At 68.5% G+C, this 22412-nt stretch carries 22 protein-coding genes and 4 tRNA genes; 12 read left to right on the forward strand and 14 right to left on the reverse strand.

From position 1 onward, the window contains the following. Nucleotides 1-53 precede the first annotated feature (53 nt). From AXK60_RS02105 to AXK60_RS02135, 9 genes are all read right to left on the reverse strand, one after another. A complete protein-coding gene (locus AXK60_RS02105; RefSeq protein WP_068569316.1) occupies nucleotides 54-1067 on the reverse strand; it encodes a hypothetical protein in 1014 nt (337 codons plus the stop codon). After that, nucleotides 1064-1405 carry a hypothetical protein gene (locus tag AXK60_RS02110; RefSeq protein WP_068569317.1) on the reverse strand — a complete coding sequence of 114 codons (342 nt, stop codon included), beginning with the start codon at nucleotides 1403-1405 and terminating at the stop codon, nucleotides 1064-1066. The genes AXK60_RS02105 and AXK60_RS02110 overlap by 4 nt, the downstream gene beginning before the upstream one ends. 2 nt (nucleotides 1406-1407) lie before the next feature. Beyond that, a complete protein-coding gene (locus AXK60_RS02115) occupies nucleotides 1408-2211 on the reverse strand; it encodes a hypothetical protein (protein ID WP_139057700.1) in 804 nt (267 codons plus the stop codon). A 4-nt stretch (nucleotides 2212-2215) separates the two neighbouring features. Continuing rightward, nucleotides 2216-2365 (reverse strand): hypothetical protein, encoded by a 150-nt coding sequence (locus AXK60_RS26745; RefSeq protein WP_175399911.1) that lies wholly within the window; start codon nucleotides 2363-2365, stop codon nucleotides 2216-2218. Nucleotides 2366-2514: 149 nt separating this feature from the next. Then, nucleotides 2515-3465 carry a hypothetical protein gene (locus tag AXK60_RS02120; protein ID WP_139057701.1) on the reverse strand — a complete coding sequence of 317 codons (951 nt, stop codon included), beginning with the start codon at nucleotides 3463-3465 and terminating at the stop codon, nucleotides 2515-2517. A 430-nt stretch (nucleotides 3466-3895) separates the two neighbouring features. Further along, nucleotides 3896-5863, reverse strand: coding sequence for a hypothetical protein (locus AXK60_RS02125; RefSeq protein ID WP_139057702.1), 1968 nt, complete (start codon nucleotides 5861-5863; stop codon nucleotides 3896-3898). Between the two features lie 74 nt (nucleotides 5864-5937). Continuing rightward, nucleotides 5938-6609, reverse strand: a complete 672-nt coding sequence (locus AXK60_RS02130) for a hypothetical protein (RefSeq protein WP_068569321.1) — start codon at nucleotides 6607-6609, stop codon at nucleotides 5938-5940. Continuing rightward, nucleotides 6606-6974, reverse strand: coding sequence for a helix-turn-helix domain-containing protein (locus tag AXK60_RS27905; RefSeq protein WP_425315205.1), 369 nt, complete (start codon nucleotides 6972-6974; stop codon nucleotides 6606-6608). Before AXK60_RS27905 ends, AXK60_RS02130 begins: the two co-directional genes overlap by 4 nt. A 268-nt stretch (nucleotides 6975-7242) precedes the next feature. Continuing rightward, a tRNA-Val gene (locus AXK60_RS02135) sits at nucleotides 7243-7314 on the reverse strand. Nucleotides 7315-7572: 258 nt separating this feature from the next. Between AXK60_RS02135 and AXK60_RS02140 the strand changes: the two genes are divergently transcribed. From AXK60_RS02140 to AXK60_RS02150, 3 genes are all read left to right on the forward strand, one after another. Beyond that, nucleotides 7573-7645, forward strand: a tRNA-Gly gene (locus tag AXK60_RS02140). Between the two features lie 17 nt (nucleotides 7646-7662). Then, nucleotides 7663-7736: transfer RNA gene (locus AXK60_RS02145), tRNA-Cys, on the forward strand. Nucleotides 7737-7785: 49 nt separating this feature from the next. Beyond that, nucleotides 7786-7857 (forward strand) — tRNA-Val (locus AXK60_RS02150). Between the two features lie 68 nt (nucleotides 7858-7925). Here AXK60_RS02150 and AXK60_RS02155 read toward each other — a convergent pair. After that, on the reverse strand, nucleotides 7926-8345 hold the full coding sequence (locus AXK60_RS02155) for a hypothetical protein (RefSeq protein ID WP_068569322.1): 420 nt from the start codon (nucleotides 8343-8345) through the stop codon (nucleotides 7926-7928). Nucleotides 8346-8768: 423 nt separating this feature from the next. Here AXK60_RS02155 and AXK60_RS02160 point away from each other — a divergent pair, with 423 nt between their 5' ends. Then, nucleotides 8769-10073, forward strand: a complete 1305-nt coding sequence (locus AXK60_RS02160; RefSeq protein ID WP_068569323.1) for a KasA/KasB family beta-ketoacyl-ACP synthase — start codon at nucleotides 8769-8771, stop codon at nucleotides 10071-10073. A 127-nt stretch (nucleotides 10074-10200) separates the two neighbouring features. Here the strand turns inward: AXK60_RS02160 and AXK60_RS02165 are convergent, their stop codons facing one another. Next, nucleotides 10201-10614 (reverse strand): VOC family protein, encoded by a 414-nt coding sequence (locus AXK60_RS02165; RefSeq protein ID WP_068746481.1) that lies wholly within the window; start codon nucleotides 10612-10614, stop codon nucleotides 10201-10203. Nucleotides 10615-10636: 22 nt separating this feature from the next. Next, nucleotides 10637-11497 carry a helix-turn-helix domain-containing protein gene (locus tag AXK60_RS02170; RefSeq protein WP_139057704.1) on the reverse strand — a complete coding sequence of 287 codons (861 nt, stop codon included), beginning with the start codon at nucleotides 11495-11497 and terminating at the stop codon, nucleotides 10637-10639. Nucleotides 11498-11577: 80 nt separating this feature from the next. Here AXK60_RS02170 and AXK60_RS02175 point away from each other — a divergent pair, with 80 nt between their 5' ends. Further along, nucleotides 11578-12015: a VOC family protein gene (locus AXK60_RS02175; RefSeq protein WP_068569326.1), complete on the forward strand. Its 438-nt coding sequence runs from the start codon at nucleotides 11578-11580 to the stop codon at nucleotides 12013-12015. On the opposite strand, the gene AXK60_RS02180 is transcribed toward AXK60_RS02175, so the two are convergent. Then, nucleotides 11978-12898 (reverse strand): LysR family transcriptional regulator, encoded by a 921-nt coding sequence (locus AXK60_RS02180; RefSeq protein WP_068569327.1) that lies wholly within the window; start codon nucleotides 12896-12898, stop codon nucleotides 11978-11980. The two genes, AXK60_RS02175 and AXK60_RS02180, sit on opposite strands and share 38 nt — an antisense overlap. A 120-nt stretch (nucleotides 12899-13018) precedes the next feature. Between AXK60_RS02180 and AXK60_RS02185 the strand changes: the two genes are divergently transcribed. From AXK60_RS02185 to AXK60_RS02195, 3 genes are all read left to right on the forward strand, one after another. Beyond that, nucleotides 13019-14806: an acyclic terpene utilization AtuA family protein gene (locus AXK60_RS02185; RefSeq protein ID WP_068569907.1), complete on the forward strand. Its 1788-nt coding sequence runs from the start codon at nucleotides 13019-13021 to the stop codon at nucleotides 14804-14806. Continuing rightward, on the forward strand, nucleotides 14803-16290 hold the full coding sequence (locus AXK60_RS02190) for a CoA transferase (protein ID WP_068569328.1): 1488 nt from the start codon (nucleotides 14803-14805) through the stop codon (nucleotides 16288-16290). The genes AXK60_RS02185 and AXK60_RS02190 overlap by 4 nt, the downstream gene beginning before the upstream one ends. 69 nt (nucleotides 16291-16359) lie before the next feature. Beyond that, the gene (locus tag AXK60_RS02195; RefSeq protein WP_068569329.1) at nucleotides 16360-16845 is read left to right on the forward strand and encodes a DUF2231 domain-containing protein; all 486 of its coding nucleotides are present in this window, start codon (nucleotides 16360-16362) and stop codon (nucleotides 16843-16845) included. A gap of 90 nt (nucleotides 16846-16935) precedes the next feature. Here AXK60_RS02195 and AXK60_RS02200 read toward each other — a convergent pair whose 3' ends face one another. Next, complete coding sequence (locus AXK60_RS02200; protein ID WP_139057705.1) at nucleotides 16936-18291, reverse strand: hypothetical protein; 1356 nt, start codon at nucleotides 18289-18291, stop codon at nucleotides 16936-16938. A gap of 437 nt (nucleotides 18292-18728) precedes the next feature. Here AXK60_RS02200 and AXK60_RS02205 point away from each other — a divergent pair, with 437 nt between their 5' ends. From AXK60_RS02205 to AXK60_RS02220, 4 genes are all read left to right on the forward strand, one after another. Beyond that, nucleotides 18729-19148 carry a TIGR02611 family protein gene (locus AXK60_RS02205; RefSeq protein WP_068569331.1) on the forward strand — a complete coding sequence of 140 codons (420 nt, stop codon included), beginning with the start codon at nucleotides 18729-18731 and terminating at the stop codon, nucleotides 19146-19148. A gap of 3 nt (nucleotides 19149-19151) precedes the next feature. Further along, nucleotides 19152-19676: a (2Fe-2S)-binding protein gene (locus AXK60_RS02210; RefSeq protein ID WP_068569332.1), complete on the forward strand. Its 525-nt coding sequence runs from the start codon at nucleotides 19152-19154 to the stop codon at nucleotides 19674-19676. Between the two features lie 151 nt (nucleotides 19677-19827). Then, nucleotides 19828-21825 carry a threonine--tRNA ligase gene (gene thrS / locus AXK60_RS02215; RefSeq protein WP_244881020.1) on the forward strand — a complete coding sequence of 666 codons (1998 nt, stop codon included), beginning with the start codon at nucleotides 19828-19830 and terminating at the stop codon, nucleotides 21823-21825. 33 nt (nucleotides 21826-21858) lie between these two features. After that, nucleotides 21859-22410: an HIT family protein gene (locus AXK60_RS02220; RefSeq protein ID WP_068569334.1), complete on the forward strand. Its 552-nt coding sequence runs from the start codon at nucleotides 21859-21861 to the stop codon at nucleotides 22408-22410. The last annotated feature ends 2 nt before the right edge of the window (nucleotides 22411-22412 follow it).

Consider the following 22412-nt stretch of genomic DNA (forward strand, 5'->3'; position numbering starts at 1 on the left):
ACTCCGAGATGTTCGGAGTGGGGCTCTTTGCTGGGCGCGGACAGGTCGGGCGATCACCCGACCAGGCGGATGGGAGTCGGCGCGGTGTCGGCGGTGGGCAGCTCTCCCATCTCCCGCGCGGCGCGGACGATCCGCTGCACCGCGCTGTAGCTGAGGCCGTCGAGTTCCTCCGCCACACGCCGTGACGATGCGCCTGAGACGGTGCGCATCAGCACGATGTGCACGGTCTCGGGGTCCGCCGTGGTGCGCCCCGCGCGCACCAACGCCTCCGCGAGTGAGGCGAGCGCATCGCCCTGGTGCGGCTCGGGTGCATCGGGCCGCACCCCGTCGAAGTCGGCGGTGCGGGGCTCCGCATCGGACGGGTGCACCACCTGGGGCGCGGGTGCATCAGCGGGTGCATCGCCCAAGGTCACAGCGCGGTGCGGACCTGGTGCGTCCGTGTCATCACCCATGTCGGTGGCCGAGGCCGTCGAGGTGTCGGCAACGGGCCGCGCATCGCCTGGTGCGGAGTCCGCACCGTCCTCTGCGCCCTCTGGTGTGGAGGCGTCGGCCTGGTGCGCATCGTCGGAGGCGGGTGCACCAGCGGTGCGCATCGCGGCGCGATCCACCGCCACGAGCACCGCCGTGGCGACCACAACGGGCACGTCCAGGAGAACAGGGAGGAGCCATGCCAGACTCTCCGGCCAACCACCGTGAACATCACCAGCGCCCTGGTACGGCATCAGGGCGAGTGCCTGCAACGTCACGAAGCTGACGATCCCCGCCCCGAGGGCAAGCCCAGCGACCGCGACCGCAGCGCAGTTGTACAGCGCGCCGCCGAGTTGTGCGGCGGCGAGATGGCTCAGCCCGTGGATCAGGAGGGCAAGCAGGATCGGCGGGATGACCGAGAGCACGATCTGCACAGGGAGGGAGGTCGCGATGCTCGGGATGTTGTGCAGCGCGTTACCGATGATTGAGAGCAACAGACTCAGCCAGATCAGGCGAGCGAAGTAGCTGCGCGCCCGCTGGGTGGGGGTAGTCGTCGTCGCCGTCGTCGGGCGACGACGGAAGAACGTAACGGGCTTCATGGTCGGGTCTCCTCGGTCTTGAGTGTGAGCGAGTGCCGTACTGCCTCGGCGACCGCGCGGTTGTAGTCCGAGCGAGCCTGCTCGCGCTCAGCCTTCGCAGCCTTGACCTCGCGCTCTGCACTCGCCTGGGCGAGGTCCGCGAGCCCGACGCGAACGTCAGCCGCCGCGACCGCTGCGGATGCGCGCGTGAGCGCCTCGGTAGCAGTCTCGGCGCGGCGCTGCTCCGCCTGCGCCATGGCAGCGTCCTGCTTGCGCATGAACGCGTTCACGTCGAACGCCGCAGGGTAGGTGTGCTCGGTGGTCTCGACCTCGGCGGGGGTGTTCTGGTTATCGGACATGATCAGTTCTCCTTGTCGTCGTCCGTGATGGAAAGGGCGGGTTCAGCGGGTACATCGGTGATCAGCTCGGCGTAAGCGGGCAGATGCTCCTCCATCGCTGTGAGCGTCGGTGCCTGGGAGGAGATGTGTTCCTCCCCGGCGAGCGCGCCAGCTTCACGGCGCAGGCGGGCGTATACGGACACGGCGTCGTCGAGCGCGCGAGGATCGCCCTCGGCGAGGCGGAGCAGCACCTGCTCGGCCTCCGTGCAGAGGGCGAGGAGGTGTGGTGTCACCCCGCCCAAACGCGGGGGACGTGACGGACGGAGCGCCGAGGACATCTGCTCCACTCGCTTGGTCTGGTCGAGGCCCAGGGCCATCCGTTCCAGCGCGGTGATGGACTCGGCGTCGGCGGCGAGAGTCAGCTCGCGGTCGGCAGCGATCCCTTCACGGATCAGGATGGACAACGGGAGCAGCCAGGCCGCACGGTGCGCGCGCTCGGAGATGCCCACCGCGCGAGGGTCGGGCTCGGGCAGCGGGGTCAGGTCGTCGGCGATACCGGGTACGTCCGCGCTCATGTGGCAGTGCGCGCAGCGCGGGTCGCTGCACAGCCCCACCTCGGGATGACGGTCGGGTTCATCCAGCTCGCGGCGGGCGCGGTCGGTGGCGCGGGCAGCGGCTTCGTCCAGGGCCTGTCGCGTGGGGATCGGAGGGAGCGGGGCGTCGGGGGTGAAGAACCGCGTCCGTACGGCTTCGCCGATCCAGCGCTCGCGTTCGACAGGGGTCAGGTGCGCGAGCTGCGGGTCGTCGCGGTCGATGGGCATAGTCATGGTCTCAGTCCTCCTGTCGGGTCTGGTCGGGGCGGACCCACTGCACGCGCCGTCGCGGCGGGTGATCGTGGTGGTCGTCGGCAGGCAGGGTCTGCGGGATCGAGTGCACGTAACTGGGACGGTCCTGGTAGGGCTGCCCGTATGGCGTGGGCACATCCCAAGGAAATGTTGCGGTGGGCTTGCTCGTGGTCGCGGCCTCGGACCCGTCCTCGGGCAGAGGCGGGACGAGGCGGAGGTGCCGTCGCGCGTGGACTGGGCGCTGGGGGTTCGGTGCAGACATGTCGGTTCCTTTCGAGGGAGGGATCAGGCAGCGGGGTTGGCGAGCCCGAGGTGAGTACGGGCGAGGGCAGCTTCGGAGCGGAGCCAGTCCCACTGCTTCTGCCCGAGGTGCACCACGCCCGCCGTGATCGCTTCATCGAGCACTGCGTGGACACCGAGAACCGCCTCGGGGGTGCCTGAGGCTTCCAGGCTGAGGAGTGAGCCGTCAGGGTCAAGCTCGAAAGCGGCGGTGACGATCTGCGCGAGACGGAGGTACGAGACATCGGGGCACGCGTAGATCGCGTCGGAGTACAGGCGGAGCACCTCGCGGTCGTACCTCGATCCCTCCGGGTACGGGTCGGAGAGCAGTGCAGCGATCTGGCGGTCCAGCTCGCGATCAGTGGTATCGCCCTCGACGGTGAACGCGGACCAGTCCATGCGGAGCTTGGTGGGCTCCACGCGGGGGCCGTGCTTCTGGGCGTGGAGGTGCGTGGCGAGGGCGGTGACCAAGGCATCGAGGGCGAGGCGCGGGATCGAAGCCTGGTAGGTCGCGATGGTCGCCTCTGCGACGGGCATCCCCAGCGCAGCGACACACGGGGGGATCACGCTCGGGGCTGCCGTGATGATGCGACGATTCCAGGCGGTGACGTTGAGCAGCTCCGCGCGGCACTGTTCTGGGGAGAACTCGATGGGCACGATGCCTGACTGCTTGATCCGCAGTCCCGACGGCATCCGCAGAGCCCACCGAGTGAGGGCGGCATCCGCTGCCTCGTCCGCCCCTGCTGCATACAGCAGACCGTTTCCCTCGCGGAAGTCGTGGGCAAGCACCTGCGCACACGCCCGCACCAGAGCGGGGTGCACCTCGGGCGTGGGGCGCACCAGATCGGTGAGGAGGTCGAGCGCGTCGGAGGGGGTCAGGGGCGTGGTGATCTGCCACGGACCCTCCGCCCCGAAATCGGACATCGGAGCGCAGTCGTCAACACGGAAGTTTGTCATCGTGCATCTCCGCTCGCCGTCAAAGATGTGATGGAACAGGCGATGGAGCCCGATTCACGCGGCGGAAGGGCTGAAATCGCACGGACCCTCCGCCCTGCGGACACGGACCCTCCACCGCGTCCTCCACGGAAACCCGCAGGTGGGCGCGGACCCTCCGTACCCTCCGTACCCTCCACTGCGAGGGTCGGAATCTGAGTCCGCTCATCGTTCAGGCTCAGCTCGCCCCAGAGAGAGAAGAAGTTCAATATATTAAACTTATTCTCTGTAGAGGGGGTGGACGCTGCGGTGGGCTCACTCTCAGGCAGAGGCACCCCCAGGCGGAGGGTACGGAGGGTACGGAGGGTCCGCTCTGACCAGGCGTTTTCCGAGGAGGACGCAGTGGAGGGTACGGAGGGTCCGATACCCCGCTGCGCGGTCATGTGAGTGAGCATCATGCCGCCCCCGCCCCGATAGCCACCGTCGGGAGGAAGGTGGCAACCGCGTTCCCCTTGATGTCGAACCGAGAGTCGGGGATCAGCGTGAGCTTGCCCTCCTCGACCAGCGAATCGACGCAGGCTCGCACGTCCTCAGCGGTCGTCTTCGGGGTCTTCTTGCCAGTGGGGTTCATGAACGAGTTGAGAGACGCGCACATCTCGGTGATCGTCCAGCCCAGCTCGTGCTTCACGGGCTTCGCCGAGACCCACTGCAAGGCGCGATCCATGATCTTCTTACGCAGCAGCTCGACGCGTTCCGCCTTGAGCGTCTTGAGGTGTTCCGACTCCGCATCGCGACGCTCAGCGGCGGTCTCACCGTCGGCGCGCGCCTCAGCCCTGACCGCCTGCGTGGCACCCTCAGCGGCGACCTGGCGAGCCGCGTCGGACATCTGCATGAAGATCACGGCGAGGTTCCACCAGTACGGCGTGATGAGATACGCGCCGTGCATCACTGCCAGCGCCACCGCGACCTTGAGGGTGGTGAGCATCGCATGGGAGTCACGGTCCTCCGCGTCTTCATCCCAGGTGCGCGCGCGTCGAGTGACCTTCATCAGCTCGCACACTTTCTTGCTCACGAGCACGCGGTGATGGTCAGGCGCGATGACGTACCCGGCTGCGTTGTACGGAGTAGTGCCGAACAACGGATGCAGGTAGAGGATGAACGGCTCCATCGTGGTGGCGAAGTCGTCATCGTCGTACTCGGACATGTCAATAGCGCCCGAGTCCTCCTCGATGATCTTCGACTTCGCTGCCGCCTTCTCCTCCTCGGACGGCTCCTCGCTCGTGCTCCCTGCGGAAGTCCAGGCGAACCGCCCCGTGAGCCCCGAAGCAGCGTCCACGGTGCCTGTGACACTTCCAGAGAGGGCTGGCTGGATGAGCATCTCGGTGCTCGCCCGATACTCGTGGTCCTTGGTGTAAGCGGGGTCGCCCTTGGTCTTCGATCCGAGCCCCTCACCCGGGTACAGCTTGAGCAGCTCGCCGTTGATCGCGTCGCCACTTCGGTTCTTGATCACCGAGAACTGCGTGACCTCGGTGTACACAAGTCGTGCGCTCGCACACTTGATCAGCATGTGCTTCTGCTTGAGGTCGTCCGTTACGCAGTCCACGAAGATGTCCGCGTACGCGGCACCGCTACCTGGGGTGATCTTCGGAGGCGCACCGATTGGCTCCTCCGTACCCCCAAGCCGCACCTCGATACGAGGCGACGTGCCCTTGCCGTCCGCCGTGAAGCCGACGTGCCCGACGAGAGTGTTCAGCGACCCGAGCTTTCCCCCGACGATGGGCGGTATCACGACATGCGGACCCACATGGTCGAGCACCTGCGTGATCATCGCACCGCACGAAGACCACGGGCTGATCCCCTGAGAGCGCGCCCAGTTACGGGTCGCCCGCAGCAGCTCGGTCTCACCGAAGAACCGCAGCTCGCGGTCAGGGTCCAACGCCTTCGCCCACTCAGACCGATGCGGCGGCAGCGGCGGCGTGGGTCCAGCATCGTCCACGTGAGGCACTACAGGCGGAAACACCTGCTGCATGAGCGACACCCGTTGAGCGCCCTTGAGCGCCTGCATCTTCGCGACGTGAGCTTCGCCCACCGCCGTGGTCTGGCAGGGATGCGGACCGAAGGTCAAGCCTCCCCAGTCCGAGTATGTCGGGGGAGCCGACACCAGCGAGAAGGGGTCGGGCGACCCATCTTTCTTGAGCAGCTTCTTGGACGGGTCGCCCCAACCAGCGTCCTTCTCGGTCACCCCGCCCGCGACCAGCTTCCCTGGCAACGAGGTATCGACGGTGATCTTGCCCGTGGTCGCGTCCACTGCGGGCTTGGTGGCGTTCGTCGTCGCCGCCTTCGGCGCAGCCTTGCGCGGCGCGCGCTTCTTCGGCGAGTCGCTGGACGACGTGGAGGATGGCGTGTTAACTTTGGTTGACACTTTGATCGGGTGTCCTTCTCTTCGGAGTTTCAGCGCCGCCGCCCTCGCCCAAGGGCGGCGTTCGCATTTCTGGGCTAAATCTGTTGCGCGCCTGGCGCGTCGAGGCTGTCGAGCTGAGCGAGCATGAAGCGGAGCTGGTTGATGAAGTGGGACTTGCCCGAGCCCGTCGCCCCGCTCAGCACCCAGCCGCCAGGGATCAGCACGCCGAGAGCCTGTGCTGGGGTGTCCTCTGCTGCGACGAGCTGCTGGTACATCCCCACTGCCTCGCTTTCAGCGAGAGTGAGGGCGGTCCCGTCCTGGTCCGTAAGCGTCAGCTCGCGGGTGTGCGGATCGGCAGTGATGGTCAGGTCCAGTCCACGAACCACGTGCGGAACGTCACCCTCCGCGTCGTCCATCAGTCGGTCCATTTCCAGCCAGTCGGGGTACACGGGCACCTGCGCGAGCGCCTGGTCGAGCGCGTCAGCGAGGTCTCGGGCAACATCGGCGGTCAGGTCCAGCTCGACGTGAGCGCCGTACCCGGAGGAGGACAGGGCGATAACCCCGCCCTGGTGCTGCCGCAGCGGCGCGATCCACTCACGGGCGACATCACCCTCGAAACCCCAGCCGCCCTCGGCGGTGAGGCTGCGGGACTCGATCATCACGATGGGGTCGCTGAAATCGACCACGCTCACCGTGATGTCGGTACCGTCGATGCGGAACAGGTCGGAGCAGGCAACGATCTTCTGCTCGATGCGGGTCACGGTCATGCCGTCGCCGCCTTGGAGGCGGCGCGCGAAGCGCTACGGCGCGCTGGACGGGGTGTGGACGGTGCGGATCGACGCGGACCTGTACGGGGTCCGACCAACTCGCCGAGCTGATCGAGGTCACTGACCCGAATCGAGAGTGAGCCGCTCGGGAGCTTCCGAGCGGGCAGCGCGCCCGTGTCGATGTTGCGGCGGATCGTCTTCTCGCTCACGCCGAGCATGGCGGCGGCGACGGAAACGCTGACAGCCTGCGCGGGGATGCCCGCGACCACAGGCGGGCGGAGGGGGGTGGGGGTCTGCCAGGAAAGGGCGGGGGTACGCAAGGTGGCGCTCCAACAGGTCGAAATCCGACCTGGGGCTCCCAACACGCGCCCAGTCCGTGCAGGCGGCGTGGCGATCCAGTGCGCCCGAGTGGGCTCGCCTTACCGAGTAGCCAGTCCCGTCACCCCGAGGGGCGCGGGATGCGCGACGGACTCGCGCTTACTTCAATCTTCGCACAATGGACATGCGTGGTCAAGGATTCCTCGAAACTCATTTCGAGTGGTGTCCTTGCGCTGCCGCTGAGCTAGTGGTGCATATCTGGTGCAGAACTGCCTCGAAACGAAGAAAACCGCCTGTTGCCAGGCGGTTTCTCGGTGGTCCTAGCTGGGATCGAACCAGCGACCTTCCCCGTGTGAAGGGGACGCTCTCCCACTGAGCCATAGGACCGAAGCTGCGTGCGACTCCGTGTTACCAGGGAGGCGAACGAGAGAGAACACTAACACGACCGCTGAGCGAAAGGGTAATCGGGCGCCCCATCAGCGATTACAGTTTCAACCCGTAAGCCGACGGGGCCTCGGGTGCGTTCCGACCACGCCGACTGCACACGAAACATGGGGTGACCTGCCGATTTGGCAGAGCGCGCGATGTTCACGTAGTGTTCTCTCTCGCACCGGAAAGGCGTTTCAAGCGCCGGTTCGGACGAATGCGGATGTAGCGCAGTTGGTAGCGCATCACCTTGCCAAGGTGAGGGTCGCGGGTTCGAATCCCGTCATCCGCTCGAAGTGGGCTTACCGTGGCGGTGTGGCCGAGTGGTGAGGCAACGGCCTGCAAAGCCGTGCACACGGGTTCGATTCCCGTCGCCGCCTCCAACACGCTCAGCCACTCCGCAATGGAGCGGCTGAGCCCCACTTCATGTAGGCGCGATTAGCTCAGTGGGAGAGCGCTTCCCTGACACGGAAGAGGTCACTGGTTCAATCCCAGTATCGCGCACAACACGAAACCCCCTGGAGTCCAGGGGGTTTCGTTGTATCTGCAGCCCGGAGTGTGCGGCGCGCCGGTCAGCGGGCCCGGTGTGCAGTTCTCGGGCGATGGGTGACCTCGCTGCGGTAGATGACCAGTCCGAACAGCCCCTGCTGGATGAACTCGTCCGCGAGATAGCCGTCGAGGTCCATCAGATCGGCACCGGGATCGGCTTCCAGGAACGCGGTCAACGCCGGGCGGATCGTTGAGACGGTCACCTCGAACGACTCCCCGCCGAGGTCGGTGATGGTCATTCGCGACGAGCCGTCCCAGTGCTCCACATCGGCCCAGTGCCGGATTCCGCATCCCTCAACAGCCTCGATCAGGACTCGTGTGGCGAAGGCATGGAACCGGTCCGGATCATGGGTTCCCACAGCTTGCAGCGCGACGCGGTAATTCACTCCGTGGCGCCGGCTGAAGTCCCGTGCGGCGCGCTTGCGTGCTGAGTTCGATGTCATCGTCGATCACCATCCGGATTCGGTGACGGAGTTGTCCGCGTCCTCCGCCACCCTGTTCGGTGGTGGTTGCGATGTCGCAGATCCGGTGGACCTTGCCCTCGAGCGCTGTCTGTGGCGACGCGGGCGCCTGACAACTCGGGTGGCTGTGCGAGCAGCTCTGAGTTGCACCGTAGCAGAGCGATGGGAGTCGGACGATCGCGCGCCGGAATCCTCGTAGACCTTCGTGGCAGGTGGATGAGGCGCTGTGCCGAGGATTGCACGGTTTCCCGCGCCAGTGGCGAAACCGTTGAGGCGGACGACGTCCCGGATGTGGACTGATCGGTGCGTGAACCGATCAGTTCGTTGATGTCCCACAAGGTTTCGGCTCCGATTCTGGTTCGCTCCGCAGAGCTTTCCATCGCGGACTGGGGTTCCATCGAACCTATGGCAGACATTCGAAGTTTCACCACTCTCGGCGGCGGATTCCCGAGTGTCGTGATCACCGCGATCGAACTGACCACGTCGATCGGAACCGACACCGAGTCGACGTGGGACGGTGTGGTCGCAGGTAGAAGTGGTATTCGTCCGCTGACCGGCGAGTTCGTCGGGGTCGAGATCGCCGACCTTCCCGTCCGTATCGGTGGGCAACTTCTCGAAGACCCGACGGCGGAGGTCCCGGAACGCCCGGATCGCCGATACGCGGGGGACATCAGTAAGCAACACGTCTCGAAACGACGGATGTCGTACGTCGAGCAAGCTGCGCACGTGATGACGAAACGGCTGTGGGACAACGCCGGTCGACCGGACGTCGATCCGACTCGACTGGCTGCCGTCGTCGGGACGGGACTGGGTGGGGGAGAGTCGATGGTCCAGGCTGTCGATGCCCTCCGTGATGGCGGGGTACGGACGGTCTCACCGTTCACCGTCCAGATGGCGATGCCCAACGGTGCCTGCGCTGTCGCGGCACTGGAGATCGGTGCCCGCGCCGGCGCCATCGCGCCAGTCTCCGCCTGCTCGACCGGCAACGAAGCGATTGCGCACGCCTGGCGCCAGATCGTGTTGGGTGACGCGGACATCGCGGTCTGCGGCGGAATCGAAGGACGGATCGACAGTCCGGTGATCGCCCCCTTCTCCATGATGCGAGCACTGTCGACGAGGAACGACGACCCCGCGCGGGCATCTCGCCCCTTCGACACGGATCGCGACGGCTTCGTGTTCGGCGAGGCCCAAGCGTTGATGATCGTCGAGACCGAGGAGCACGCGTTGGCACGAGGTGCGAAGCCGATCGCCCGACTCATGGGTGCGGGAATCACATCCGATTCGTTCCACATGGTGCAGACCGATGTCGAGGGGCGCGGCGGGGAGCGCGCGATGCGCCGTGCGGTCGAGGTTGCCGGATTGACCCCGTCAGACATCGATCTGATCAACGCACACGCGACGGCGACGCCGATCGGCGATGTCGCTGAAGCCAAGGCGATCCGGGCGATCGGTACCGACGCCGCGGTGTACGCGCCGAAGGGCGCGCTCGGCCACTCGATCGGTGCCGTGGGCGCCTTGGAGACCGCCCTCACCGCTCTGGCCCTGCGTGACGAGGTGATTCCCCCGACGCTCAATCTGGACAATCAGGACCCGGACATCGACCTCGACATCGTCCACGGCGATGCTCGTCGCGGACGGATCGATTATGCGCTCAACAACTCCTTCGGGTTCGGTGGCCACGACGTGGCGCTGGTACTGGGAAGGTACTGACGGACGCGCGAAAGACGCTCGAGTTTCGTATATCACGCCCGTGCGGACTCGATGAGTGTTCCCGCATTGTCACGGCTGCTCGCATCCGGGCGGGGTGAGCCACAACCTCGAACCGTGCGCGTCGCTGTCACACGAGCGTGTAACTGCCGAAACTCCAGTAGTGCCCTTCGCAGTCGAGTACGCCGTACTCCCGGGAGCCGTAGGGCATCGTCTGGATCGGCATGGCGATGGTCGCGCCCGCCTGCACCGCGCGGTCGTGGTGCGTGTCCACATCGGCCAGCGTGACGTAGACGCCGCCGGTCATCGCGCCCAGCGCGGAGGGGCTGCGCATCCCGAGCGCCGCCTCGTCGCTGCCGCCGAGCAGCATGACGCGCCCGCCGCCGGTATCGATCTCCACGCCGAGGACGGCACCGTCCGGATCCCTGTGTACGGCCGTGGCCTCGAAGCCGAAGGCGGTGCACAACCATTCCTGAGCCGCCGCGACGTCGTTGTAGAAGAGCATCGCGATGGCTGTCGTCGTCGGAGACGGATCTTCATTCATGAAGCCATCATCGCGATCGCCGTCACTGCGCGTCTTGGACGAATGTCACGTCCTCGAAACCCCCGAGGTCGGGGAGACGCCGGTCGGCGAACTGCTGTGGCGAGCACCCGGCGAACTCCCGGAACTCGCGACTGAGGTGGGCCTGGTCGTAGTAGCCGCAGCGGGTCGCGACGTCGACGAGATCCGTACTCCCGAGAAGGTCGGCGGCACGACCGAATCGGACGAGTCGGTGGACGACCTTCGGCGCGTGCCCGAATTCGCGGGCGAACCGACGATGCAGGTGCTGTCGGCTCCACCCGACCGCGTCCGCGACCTCCTGGACGGATCCGCCGGCGGTGATCGCCCGGCATGCCGCCACGAGTTGCGGCGCTGGATCACCGGCGATCGCGACCCGCGCACGGAGGGCGGATTCGACGATCCGGCACCGCTCGATCCAGTCGCGAGTATCGGCGAGCCGGTCGGCGAGGGCGTCGAGGTCGGGCCGGAACTCGCCGGTGTCCACGGCGCCGGGTACGTCCCCGAGCGGCGTTCCCAGGATCGCCCGAGCCCCCAGCGGCGTGAGGTTCGCCTGCACGCCCGCCTGGGATCCGGCGAAGTCCACATACAGTGGGCGGTCCCGGAGCGGAACCACGAACGAGGACATCGGGGTGCCGGCGGCAGCCGCAGTAGGACTCACCACGACGGGGTCCCCGAATCCGAAGATGATGACGGCCTCGGCAGCCGCCGGCTCGATGCGGCGAACCGCTCGGGGCGTGGATTCGTCGAATCCCTCGATCGACCGCACGAACGGTGCCAGCAGCGGATCGGGACGGTACAGGACCTGAGTCCAGCGTCCCAGGTCCGATTCGTGGCTCACCACGACGGCCGGTCGTTCCGATGACACCGCTTGAGCGTAGTCCCGCCGGCGCAGGGGATCGGTTCGAAATCGGCTGGACCTCGTCGTGGGCCGATAGCCTCGAGGACATGCCGATCACACTCGAGAACGTCGCGATCGCGGTGCGCGATCTGGAAGCGACCATCGCGTTCTTCACGGACCTTGGCCTCACCGTCATCGGCCGCCAGACGGTCAGTGGTGAATGGACCGACACCGCCGTCGGGCTCGACGGCAACCACGCGAAGATCGCGATGCTCGAGACACCCGGCGGGCAGGGGCACATCGAGCTGTTCGAGTACATCCATCCCGACGCCATCGAGACCGAGCCGACTCTGCCCAACGAGATCGGGATGCACCGCGTCGCCTTCTCGGTGGACGACCTGGACGAGGCCCTCGCGATCGCCGCGAAGCACGGCTGCCACCCGCTCCGTGGCGTCGGCACCTACGAGGACGTCTACCGGCTCACGTACGTCCGCGGGCCGAGTGGCATCATCGTGATGCTCGCGGAGGAACTCGGGAAGCGCTGACGACTCCGGCCGCAGCCCGACGGATCGCGGCCACTGCGTCGCGTACCCGCGGGTCCGCTGCGGCGCGCGCGGAGCTCCAGGTCGCGTACGTGGAGAGGTGACCGCCACCGTCGACCTCGAGGAAGACGACGTCCTCGTCGCGCAACAGGCGCGCGGTGGTGCCGGTGTCCCGCGTCGACAGGGTGAACGCCTGCCCGGCCGCGACGAGCTGTGCGACACCGGCGAAGTTGGAGTCCGGGACCGTCGCGCGGCGGTGCACGCCCGCGGATCGCAGTGTCTCGTCCAGTCTCCCGTACAGCGCCGGTGCCGCCGTCCGGTCGATCGATGCGAACGCGAGGTCCGCGAGCTCGGAGAGGTGCACCGAGGTCCGGTCCCCGAACGCGGTGCCGCGACCCACGACGGCGTACGTCGCCCGGCGCTCGAGGAGCACGGCGTCGACACCGGGTTCCTCGATCGGGCCGTGCGCGACGGCGAGTTCCAGCTCGCCGGCGCGGACGGCGGCGAGCAGCGGCCCGGTGTGGGCGGGGGACAGCAACGCCTCGATTCCGGGGCGGATCTCGGCGATCGCGCCGAGCACGAGATCGCGTGCCGCTCCGGACACGTCCGGCGCGATGCCGAGGGACATCCGCGCGGGCGCGGCGGAGGACGCGATGGCGTCGAACCGGGCCAGTACGTCGGTCGCCCGGGGCAGCAGCTCGGAGCCGCGGGACGTCAGGTCGAGGCTATGGTGCGACCGCACGAACAATGCGGCGCCGAGTTCCCGTTCGAGGTCGCGGATCCGGCGGCTCAGGGGCGACGCGGTCATGTGCAGCCGCTCGGCGGCGCGGGCGACGGTGCCCTCCTCCGCCACCGCCACGAAGTAGCGCAGATGCCAGATCTCCATCCCCGGACCCTACGCGCCACCGGACCGTTGCGGTCCGGTTCGCGGGCCCGAACGGTCCTGGCCCGACGGTGCCGGAGCGGCCTACCGTCGAACCTGGACGACGCGACGATGGAGGCGGACATGGAGCAGCGACCGGTGCGGATCGCCAATTTCTCGGGGTACTTGGGGGATCGCGCGACGGCGATCGACGAGGTGATGGCGGGCGACCCCGTCGACGTCATGGTCGGCGACTACCTCGCCGAGATCACGCTCGCCGGGCTCGTCGGCGCGTTCCGGTCGAACCCGCGGGCGGGCTACGTGCCCGTGTTCGTCGAGCAGCTGCGACCGCACCTGACGGCGATCGCGGACCGCCGGATCACGGTGATCACCAACGCGGGCGGGTTCAATCCCGCGGCACTCGCCGCTGCGCTCCGCGAGGAAGCGGCGGAGGCCGGAGCGGACCTGCGGATCGCGCACGTCGAAGGAGATGCCGTCTTCGAGCGACTCGAGGAGCTCGCCGCCGCAGGACACCGCCTCGACAACCTCGACACCGGCGCCCCGATCGATACCTGGCGCGCGGAACCGTTGGCGGCCAACGCCTATCTCGGCGGATGGGGCATCACCGCGGCTCTGGCCGAGGGGGCGGACATCGTCGTCTGCGGCCGCGTCACCGATGCCTCCCTCATCACCGGCCCCGCAGCCTGGTGGCATCACTGGGACCGCGAGGATTTCGACGCCCTCGCCGGCGCCGTCGTCGCGGGCCACATCATCGAGTGCGGTCCGCAGGCCGTGGGCGGCAACTTCTCCGGGTTCTCCGGACTCGGCGACCTGCGCCGGCCCGGCTTCCCGATCGCGGAGATCTCGGCGGACGGTTCCGCCCTGATCACCAAGCACGCGCGGGACGGCGGCGCCGTCACCGTCGACACCGTGACCGCGCAGCTGGTCTACGAGATCCAGGGCCCGACCTACTTGAACCCGGACGTCACCGTCGGGCTGCAGGGCGTGCGCCTGGAGCAGGACGGGCCCGATCGAGTGCGGGTGTCCGGCGCCGCCGGCTCGCCGCCACCCGCGACGACCAAGGTCGCGACCTTCGGAATCGTCGGGTACCGGGTGGTCGGGACCGTCTTCGCCACGGGCACTGAGGTTCCCGCGAAGGTGGACCTGCTGCGGTCGCAGCTCGAGCTCGACCGGCCCGACGGAGTGGAGGTGACCGTGACCCAGGTGGGCGTTCCCGCCGCCGACCCCGAGACCCAGTGGGAGGCGACCGTCGCGCTGCGCGTGCTCGCCACGGCCCCCACGGCGGAGGCTCTCACCGCGTACGGGCTGATCCGCCGCCTGGGCAGCCTCTACCTGCAGAGCTTCCCCGGCATCTTCCACGACGGCGCCTCGGTGCTCCAGGGCGCGCCCGTGCCGACCATCGACTACTGGCCCGGCCTGCTCCCGACGGCGGAGCTGTCTCACCGCGCGGTCCTCGACGACGGGAGCGTGATCGAGATCGCGCCTCCGGACGCGACCCTGGCGCCGGATCAGCCCGTGCACCCGGAGCCGGACCCGGTGCCCGACACCGGTCCGGTGCAGGAGGTTCCGCTCGGCACGGTCGCCTACGCCCGGAGCGGGGACAAGGGTGGGAACAGCAACGTCGGGATCTGGGCGCCGGACGCGGCCGCCTGGCCGTGGTTGCGCCGCTTCCTCTCCACCGACGAGGTGCGGCGCCTGTTCCCCGACGCCAAGGGCCTCGACATCGTGCGGCACGAGTTCCCCGAGCTCCATGCGGTCCACTTCGTGTTCCGAGGGTTGCTGGGGACGGGCGGATCGTCGAACGACCGCATCGACCAGGTGGGCAAGGCGGTGGGCGAGTACCTGCGGTCCCGGATCGTGCCGGTGCCCGAGTCCGTCCTCGCGGCAACCGGACCGGAGGCCCGACGGTGACCGACCCACTCGCCGAGCGCATTCGCGCCACCGTCGCGAACCCGGCGACGGACGACGGCTACGACCTGAACGCAGCACTGGACGAGGTGCTCGCCGCCCTCGGCATGACTGCCGCGGACATCGGCGGTGAGATCCGGTTCCGCGGAGCCGATCCCGTGGTGCCCAGCACACTGCGCCTCGCCGGGGCCACGTCGATCGCGCTCGCGGCGAAGTCCGCTGCTGTCGCGAAACTGTGGCGCCTGCGCGGCGGCGAGGGGCAGGACATCGACATCGACATCCGGCCCACCCCGCACCGCCTGTGCCCGTTCTACGACCGCCGCTGGGAGCTGCTGAACGGCTACCCGGCGGCCTCGTCGGCCGACGCCACCAATGCCTTCGGTTTCCGCTTCTACCGGACCCGCGACGACCGCTGGGTGATGCCGCTCAACCCCTACCCGAAGATCAAGGTCGCCGCGCAACGGCTCCTGGGCGCCCCCGACGACGAGGCCGCCGTCGCTGCGGCCATCGCCCGGCGGGACGGGCTCGAGCTGGAGGCGGCCGCCGCCGAGGCCGGGGTGGTGCTGCCGATGCTGCGGTCCGCGGGGGAGTTCCTCGAGCACCCGCAGTACGTCGACGGCGTCGCGGGCACGCCGCTGGTCGAGATCACGAGGATCGGCGAATCCGCGCCCGAACCGCTGCCGGCGGGCGAGCAGCCGTTGTCGGGGATCCGCGCCCTCGGGATGGGGCACGTCATCGCGGGTGCGGGCGCCGGGCGCGCGCTCGCCCTGCACGGCGCCGACGTGCTCAACGTCTGGCGTCCGGGCGAGCACGAGCACGACACCACCTACGTGACCGCGAACGTCGGGGTCCGGTCGTGCCTCCTCAGTCCGCACCGCGCCGACGGTGCCGAGACCCTGCGGGAACTCGCCGCCGGGGCGGACGTGTTCTACGCGAACCGCCGGCCGGGGTACCTGGCGTCGATCGGGATGTCCGCCGAGCAACTCGTCGAGCGACGGCCGGGCATCGTCCACGCCACCGCATCGCTCTTCGGCGGCGAGGGGCCGTGGGCCGATCGGGTGGGCTTCGACCAGACGGCGGGCAGCCTCGTGGGGATGATGAATCTCGAAGGCGGTGACGGGGACCCGGCGCTGCCGCCGATCCTCGTCGTCAACGACTACATCGTCTCGTGGCTCATGGCCGCGGGGATCACGGAGGCCCTCACGCGGCGCGCCGTCGACGGCGGGAGCTATCGCGTGCACGTCTCCCTGGTTCGCGTAGCGCTGTGGATCCTGTCACTCGGCGTCTTCGACCGCGACTACGCGCACCGGATCGCGGGGACGGCGGGGGAACACGAGTACCCGCAGCCCGAGACCTTCACCTCCGACACGCCCCTGGGGCGGTATCAGGGCGTGACGGACCAGGTTCGCATGTCCGGGACTCCGGGCGAGTACCGCACCGTCCTCGTCCCGAGGGGCTCGAGCGACGCGGTGTGGCTGCCCCGCTGAGCGATCGGTCCCGACGACCTCGCAGGGTGCTCACAGTCGAGTCCCAGGATCAGGACCTTTCCTCAGAGCATGACCGTTCCCGCGAGTGCCCCGACCGTCAACGGCGTGCCACTGCATCCGCTGCTCGTGCACTTCGCCGTGGTCTTCATCGTGCTCGCCGTGGTCCTCTCGATCGCGGCCGTGGTGTGGCCCGCTGCGCGTCGGCGGCTCGGCTTCCTCGTGCCGCTGGTCGCGCTCGTGGCCACCGCGCTGACGCCGATCACGACGAACGCGGGCGAGGCGCTCGCGGATACGAAGAAGCACATCAACCCCGTGCTCGCACAGCACATCGATCTCGGTCACGAGATGATCTGGTGGATCGCGCCGCTCTTCGTCGCGACCCTCGCGTTCTGGGCTGTGCACGACTTCCGGTCGGGCGAGGGGGACGGGCTGCACGGCGGGCGCCGGATCGCCGGGTGGGTCCTGTCCGTCGTGATCGTGGCGCTGGCGGTGGGCAGTGCCATCTGGGTCTACCGGATCGGTGACACCGGCGCGCAGTCCGTCTGGCTGTACTGATCGACTCGCATCTCCGGTTCCGGAGTAGGACGGACACGCCGACGGCGGCCGGGGCGTGTTGCCCCGACCGCCGTGCGGATCGAACCTGTCTCAGTGCACGTCGACCGAGGGGGTGTCGGTCACGTGCGGGCCGTTCGAGTCGACGCTCGCAGCGCCGGTGTCGGCGTCGACGCCGTGGTTGCCCGCGGCGGTCTGGGTCTCGACGGAGCCACTCGGGCCCGTCACCGAGGCGCTGCCGGTGTTCGTGTTCACCGTGGCCTGGCCGCCCGAGGCCTCGACCTGGCCGCTGCCCGCCGGGGTGTTGACGTTCGCGCCGCCGGTCGGGCCGGTGACGGTGCCGACACCGTTCGACACGTTCACGCTGCCGGTCTCGACGTGCGCCCCGCCGCTCCCGACGGGCGTGGTGACCTGGGTGCTTGCGGACGGTCCGGTGGCCTTGACCTCGGTGGGCGTCACCTTGAGATCGCCGGCGTCGCCGGTGACCTTCACCTGTGCGCCGGCCGGACCTGCGGTCACGGTGCCCGACGGGCCGTCGACCTCGACCTTGGTGGGCGACACCGTCGCCGTGCCGCCGTCGATGGTGCCGCTCACGACGTTCTGGCCCAGGACGGTGGTCCCGAAGGTCACGTCCGGAGCGGTGACGTCGAGACCACCGGTGCCGACCTTGATCGTCCCGGGAGTGACACCGAGGTTGCCTCCACCGAGCGGGGTCGTGATGGCGCCGGTGAGGCTGGGCGTCACGAGGACCAGCTGGCCGTTCTGGAAGCCGATGCTGCCCAGGTTCAGTCCGACGGTGCCGCCGCCGAGCGGCGTGGTCAGGCCGAGGTTCACGGCGGGAAGGCCGACGATGAACGTGTTGGGGCCGTAGGTCACCGTGACGGGGACGATCGTCGCGGAGGCCCCGCCGAGGCCGAGCGGGGCGGTGGCGCCGAGGCCGAGGGTCGGCGTCCAGGTGGTGAGACCGGTGAGCGGATTCGTGACGGCGGCGAGACTGGTGTTGAGGTTCAGGCCGCTGCCGAGCGGGCCGCTGATCGCGGTGTTGTTCCCACCGATGCTGCCGAGGCCGCCCGGTCCAAGACCGACGAGGCCGTACGTGGTGTTCGTCAGTCCACCGAGACCCAGGGGCGCACCGACTTTGAAGGTGTCGGACGTCCACGCCCCGATCCAACCCGGAGCGAGCGGCGTAGTGGGCGTCAAGATCGTGCTCGTGGCCACGGTGTTGGACACCGGAATCAGCCCGCTGATCACGGGGATCTGGTTCCAGGCGGCGACGCCCTGATTGATCGGCGGCGCGACCTGAGGGATGACGGCGATCGGGATGCCGCCGGGCAGCAGCGGGGCGGCGCCGAGGAGCGCGTCGACCTGGGGGTTGCCGGTCGGGGTGCTGGCGTTCGCGACCGCGGGCGCAGCCACCGTCATCGCTGCCGCTGCAGCGACCGCTGTCACGGCGACAGCACTGCGGCGCACCGTCTTTCGGGCATGCTTGGGTGACGTATGAGATATGGAAGGACCTCCGGTTCATGAAGGTGCGGCAAGCTCGAGCGAGGATGCCGATGGAAGGGATGTGGACCCAGGAGGAGGCTCGGCGCCGACACTCGGGATGAGTGTCTGAAGCCTGCCTGTGGATGTCCTGGGAGTTCTGAACTTATCACCATTCCCCAGCGATCCCAATGGTTTTCGGCGTCCTTTGTTCGAACCAATTTGGTTACCTCGCAGTAGCGAAAGCGACTGTCTTCTAATGGAACTCGTTCCAGGCGTTTGCGATCAAAAGTGGCTCCGCAATTGATGTGATGGTTTACGTGGGCGGGTTCCGGAATGGCGATCGCAACACGGGGAGAATGTCGGGCTGTGATTCCCGCGATTTCAGTCGGTACGGTGGAGTGATGGACGATCGGAGCACCGAAACCCTCGCGGGGCCGCGCGCGTTCCGCGCGCGCATCCGTTCCACCCGGCACGGTGCGCTGGTCTGGCGGATCGCGGTGGGCGTGATCGGCGGCATCGTCCTGGCGTGCGGCATCGTCGCCATTCCGTATCCCGGTCCGGGATGGCTGATCGTGTTCGCTGGGCTCGGCATCCTCGCCACCGAATTCGAGTGGGCCCACCGGCTTCTGCGTTTCGCCCGCGCCCGCTACGACCGGTTCGCAGCGTGGCTCTCGCGGCAGAACATCCTCGTCAAGGGCGCGTTCGCGCTGGGCACCTGCGCGATCGTGCTCGCCACGCTCTGGTTGCTCGGCGCCGCGGCCATGATCGGCGGCTGGTTCGACATCCACTGGCCCTGGCTCGCGAGCCCGATCTTCGGCTGACCTGTGGACCGCGACCCGATCGACGCACTCCGCCGCGGAACGGCGGCACCGGACCGGCGGGTGGCGGGAGTTCTCTACTGGTACGCCCTGTCCGGGGCGCTGACTCGGCTCGCCGCTGCGGGGTTCGACGGTGCCGACGCGCCCGTCCGGACCGGGGCCGGCGGATGGCCGGAGGTGGGGGAGGCGGCACCGTCGGACGACCCGACCGGCGCCCTGGCGCGTGCCTTCCACCGGCTGATCCCCGAGATCGCGCAGGCCTGCGGCGCGACGGAACGCTCGCTCTGGGCGATCGGGACGGACTCGATCGCTGGGGCGGCGCTCGCGACGGGGGAACCGCGCACCGTCGCCGATCGGATGCTGCAGGCGTGCGGGCCGGACGCCCCGGCGGCGCGGTTCGACGAGGTCCCGGGGCGCGGCACCGTCGTCCGGCGGGGCTCCTGTTGCCTGCTCTACCTGTGCCCCGGCATGAGCAAGTGCCTCAGCTGCCCCCGGCAGACGCCGCAGGAGCGGGGTGCGCGGCTCGCGTGAGCGTCGCCTCGCGCGGCGACCGGCCGCCCGAGACCGATAGGATCGACCGGACTGACAACCGCGTGCGGCCAGGTATGCCGCCCGCTACATGACTAGGAGCACCGTGAGCACCACCTTCGTCGTCCCCGCCGGAATCGCGGCCGGGGCAGCCATGCGCGACCTGGATCTGCCGAACAAGGGCCCCGAGGCGGTCGTGGTCGTCAAGACCGCCGACGGCACCCTCAAGGACCTGAGCTGGATCCCCGAGACCGACACCGAGGTCGAATCCGTCGCGGCGAACACGGAGGACGGGCGCAGCGTGATCCGCCATTCGGCGGCGCACGTACTGGCGCAGGCGGTCCAGGACGGCTTTCCGGGCACCAAGCTGGGCATCGGTCCGCCCATCAAGGACGGCTTCTACTACGACTTCGACGTCGCCGAGCCCTTCACCCCCGAGGACCTCAAGGGCCTCGAGAAGAAGATGAAGCAGATCATCAAGGCGGGGCAGCGGTTCTCGCGCCGCGTGTACGAGAGCAAGGACGAGGCGCGGGCGGAGCTCGCGAACGAGCCGTACAAGCTCGAGCTCATCGACGACAAGGGTGCGGCCGACGACAGCGAGGTCATGGAGGTCGGCGGCGCCGAGCTCACCGCCTACGACAACCTCAATCCCCGTACCGGCGATCGGATCTGGGGCGATCTGTGCCGCGGCCCGCACGTGCCGACCACCAAGTACATCCCCGCGGTGAAGCTGACCCGTAGCTCCGCGGCGTACTGGCGCGGCGACCAGAACAACGCCGACCTGCAGCGCGTGTACGGCACCGCGTGGGAGTCGCCCGAGGCGATGGACGAGTACCTCGAGCTGCTCGCCGAGGCGGAGAAGCGCGACCACCGCAAGCTCGGCGCGGAGCTGGACCTGTTCAGCTTCCCCGACGAGATCGGCTCCGGCTTGCCCGTGTTCCACCCCAACGGCGGCATCATCCGCAAGGAGCTCGAGGACTACTCCCGCCTCCGGCACGCCGAGGCGGGGTACGAGTTCGTCTACACCCCCCACGCCACCAAGGGGGAACTGTTCGAGAAGTCGGGACACCTGGACTGGTACTCGGACGGGATGTACCCGCCCATGCAGCTCGACGAGGAGCGCAACGCCGAGGGCCAGGTGACCCGGCAGGCCGTCGACTACTACCTCAAGCCGATGAACTGCCCCATGCACAACCTCATCTTCGACTCCCGCGGCCGCTCCTACCGCGAGCTGCCGCTGCGGCTGTTCGAGTTCGGCACCGTCTACCGGTACGAGAAGTCCGGCGTCGTGCACGGTCTCACCCGCGCTCGCGGGTTCACCCAGGACGACGCGCACATCTACTGCACCCGCGAGCAAATGGCGGGGGAGATCCGGGACCTGCTGCAGTTCGTGATCGACCTGCTGCGGGACTACGGCCTCGACGACTTCTACCTCGAGCTGTCGACCCGCAACCCGGAGAAGTCGATCGGCTCGGACGAGGCGTGGGAGGAGGCGACCGAGGCGCTGCGCGAGGCCGCGAGCAGCTTCGGCGTGGAGCTCGTCGCCGACCCGGGCGGCGCCGCCTTCTACGCGCCGAAGATCTCGGTGCAGGTCAAGGACGCGCTCGGCCGCAGCTGGCAGATGTCAACCATCCAGGTCGACCTCATGCTGCCCGATCGGTTCGACCTCGAGTACACCGGCAGCGACGGCCAGAAGCACCGACCCGTCATGCTGCACCGCGCACTGTTCGGCTCGATGGAGCGCTTCTTCGGCGTGCTCACCGAGCATTACGCGGGAGCGTTCCCCGCGTGGCTCGCACCGGTGCAGGTCGTCGGCATCCCCGTTGCGGAACAGTTCGGCGACCACCTGGAGACGGTCATCCGTGCCCTGAAGAAGCACGGGATCCGCGCCCAGGTCGACCACAGCGACGACCGGATGCAGAAGAAGATCCGCAACCACACCACGCAGAAGGTGCCGTTCATGCTGCTCGCGGGCGAGCACGACCGCGAGGCCGGAGCGGTCAGTTTCCGGTTCCGCGACGGCACCCAGGTCAACGAGGTGCCGGTCGACGACGCCGTGCAGCGGATCGTCGACTGGGTGCACGCGCGCCGCAACGAGTCCCCGACGGCCGAGCTGCTGGGCCCGGCGGAGAGCACCGTCGGGACCGCCTGACCGGACCGACGGACGAGACGGGGAGAGGAATCGATGACGGACGCCACGGACGGCGGCGCGCACACGGACTTCGGGGTCGGCGACGGTGACGAGACCATCGAGCGGCTCTGGACGCCCTATCGGATGCGTTACCTCGTCGATTCTCCTCCCGTCCCGGAGGGGAGCACGGCGTTCCTGGAGATTCCCAAGCTCGCGGACGAGGACGGGCTGATCGTGGCCCGGGGCGAGCACTGCTACGTCGTGCTCAACCTGTTCCCGTACAACCCGGGGCACTGCATGGTGGTGCCGTACCGGCAGGTGGCCGAGCTGGAGGACCTCACCGACGATGAGGCCTTCGAGCTGATCAAGCTCACCCAGAAGACGATCCGGGTGATCAAGCGGATCTCGCGGCCGGCGGCGTTCAACGTGGGCTTCAACCTGGGCCGGTCCGGCGGCGGCTCGATCGCCGAGCACCTGCACCAGCACATCGTGCCCCGCTGGCCCGGCGATGCGAACTACATCACCGTGCTCTCGGGCACTAAGGTGATGCCGCAGCTCCTCGGACAGACCCGGGCGCTGATGGCGAAGGCCTGGGAGGAGGTCTAGGA

Origin of the sequence: Tsukamurella pseudospumae, assembly GCF_001575195.1 — a bacterium.
GTDB classification, from domain to species: Bacteria; Actinomycetota; Actinomycetes; order Mycobacteriales; family Mycobacteriaceae; genus Tsukamurella; species Tsukamurella pseudospumae.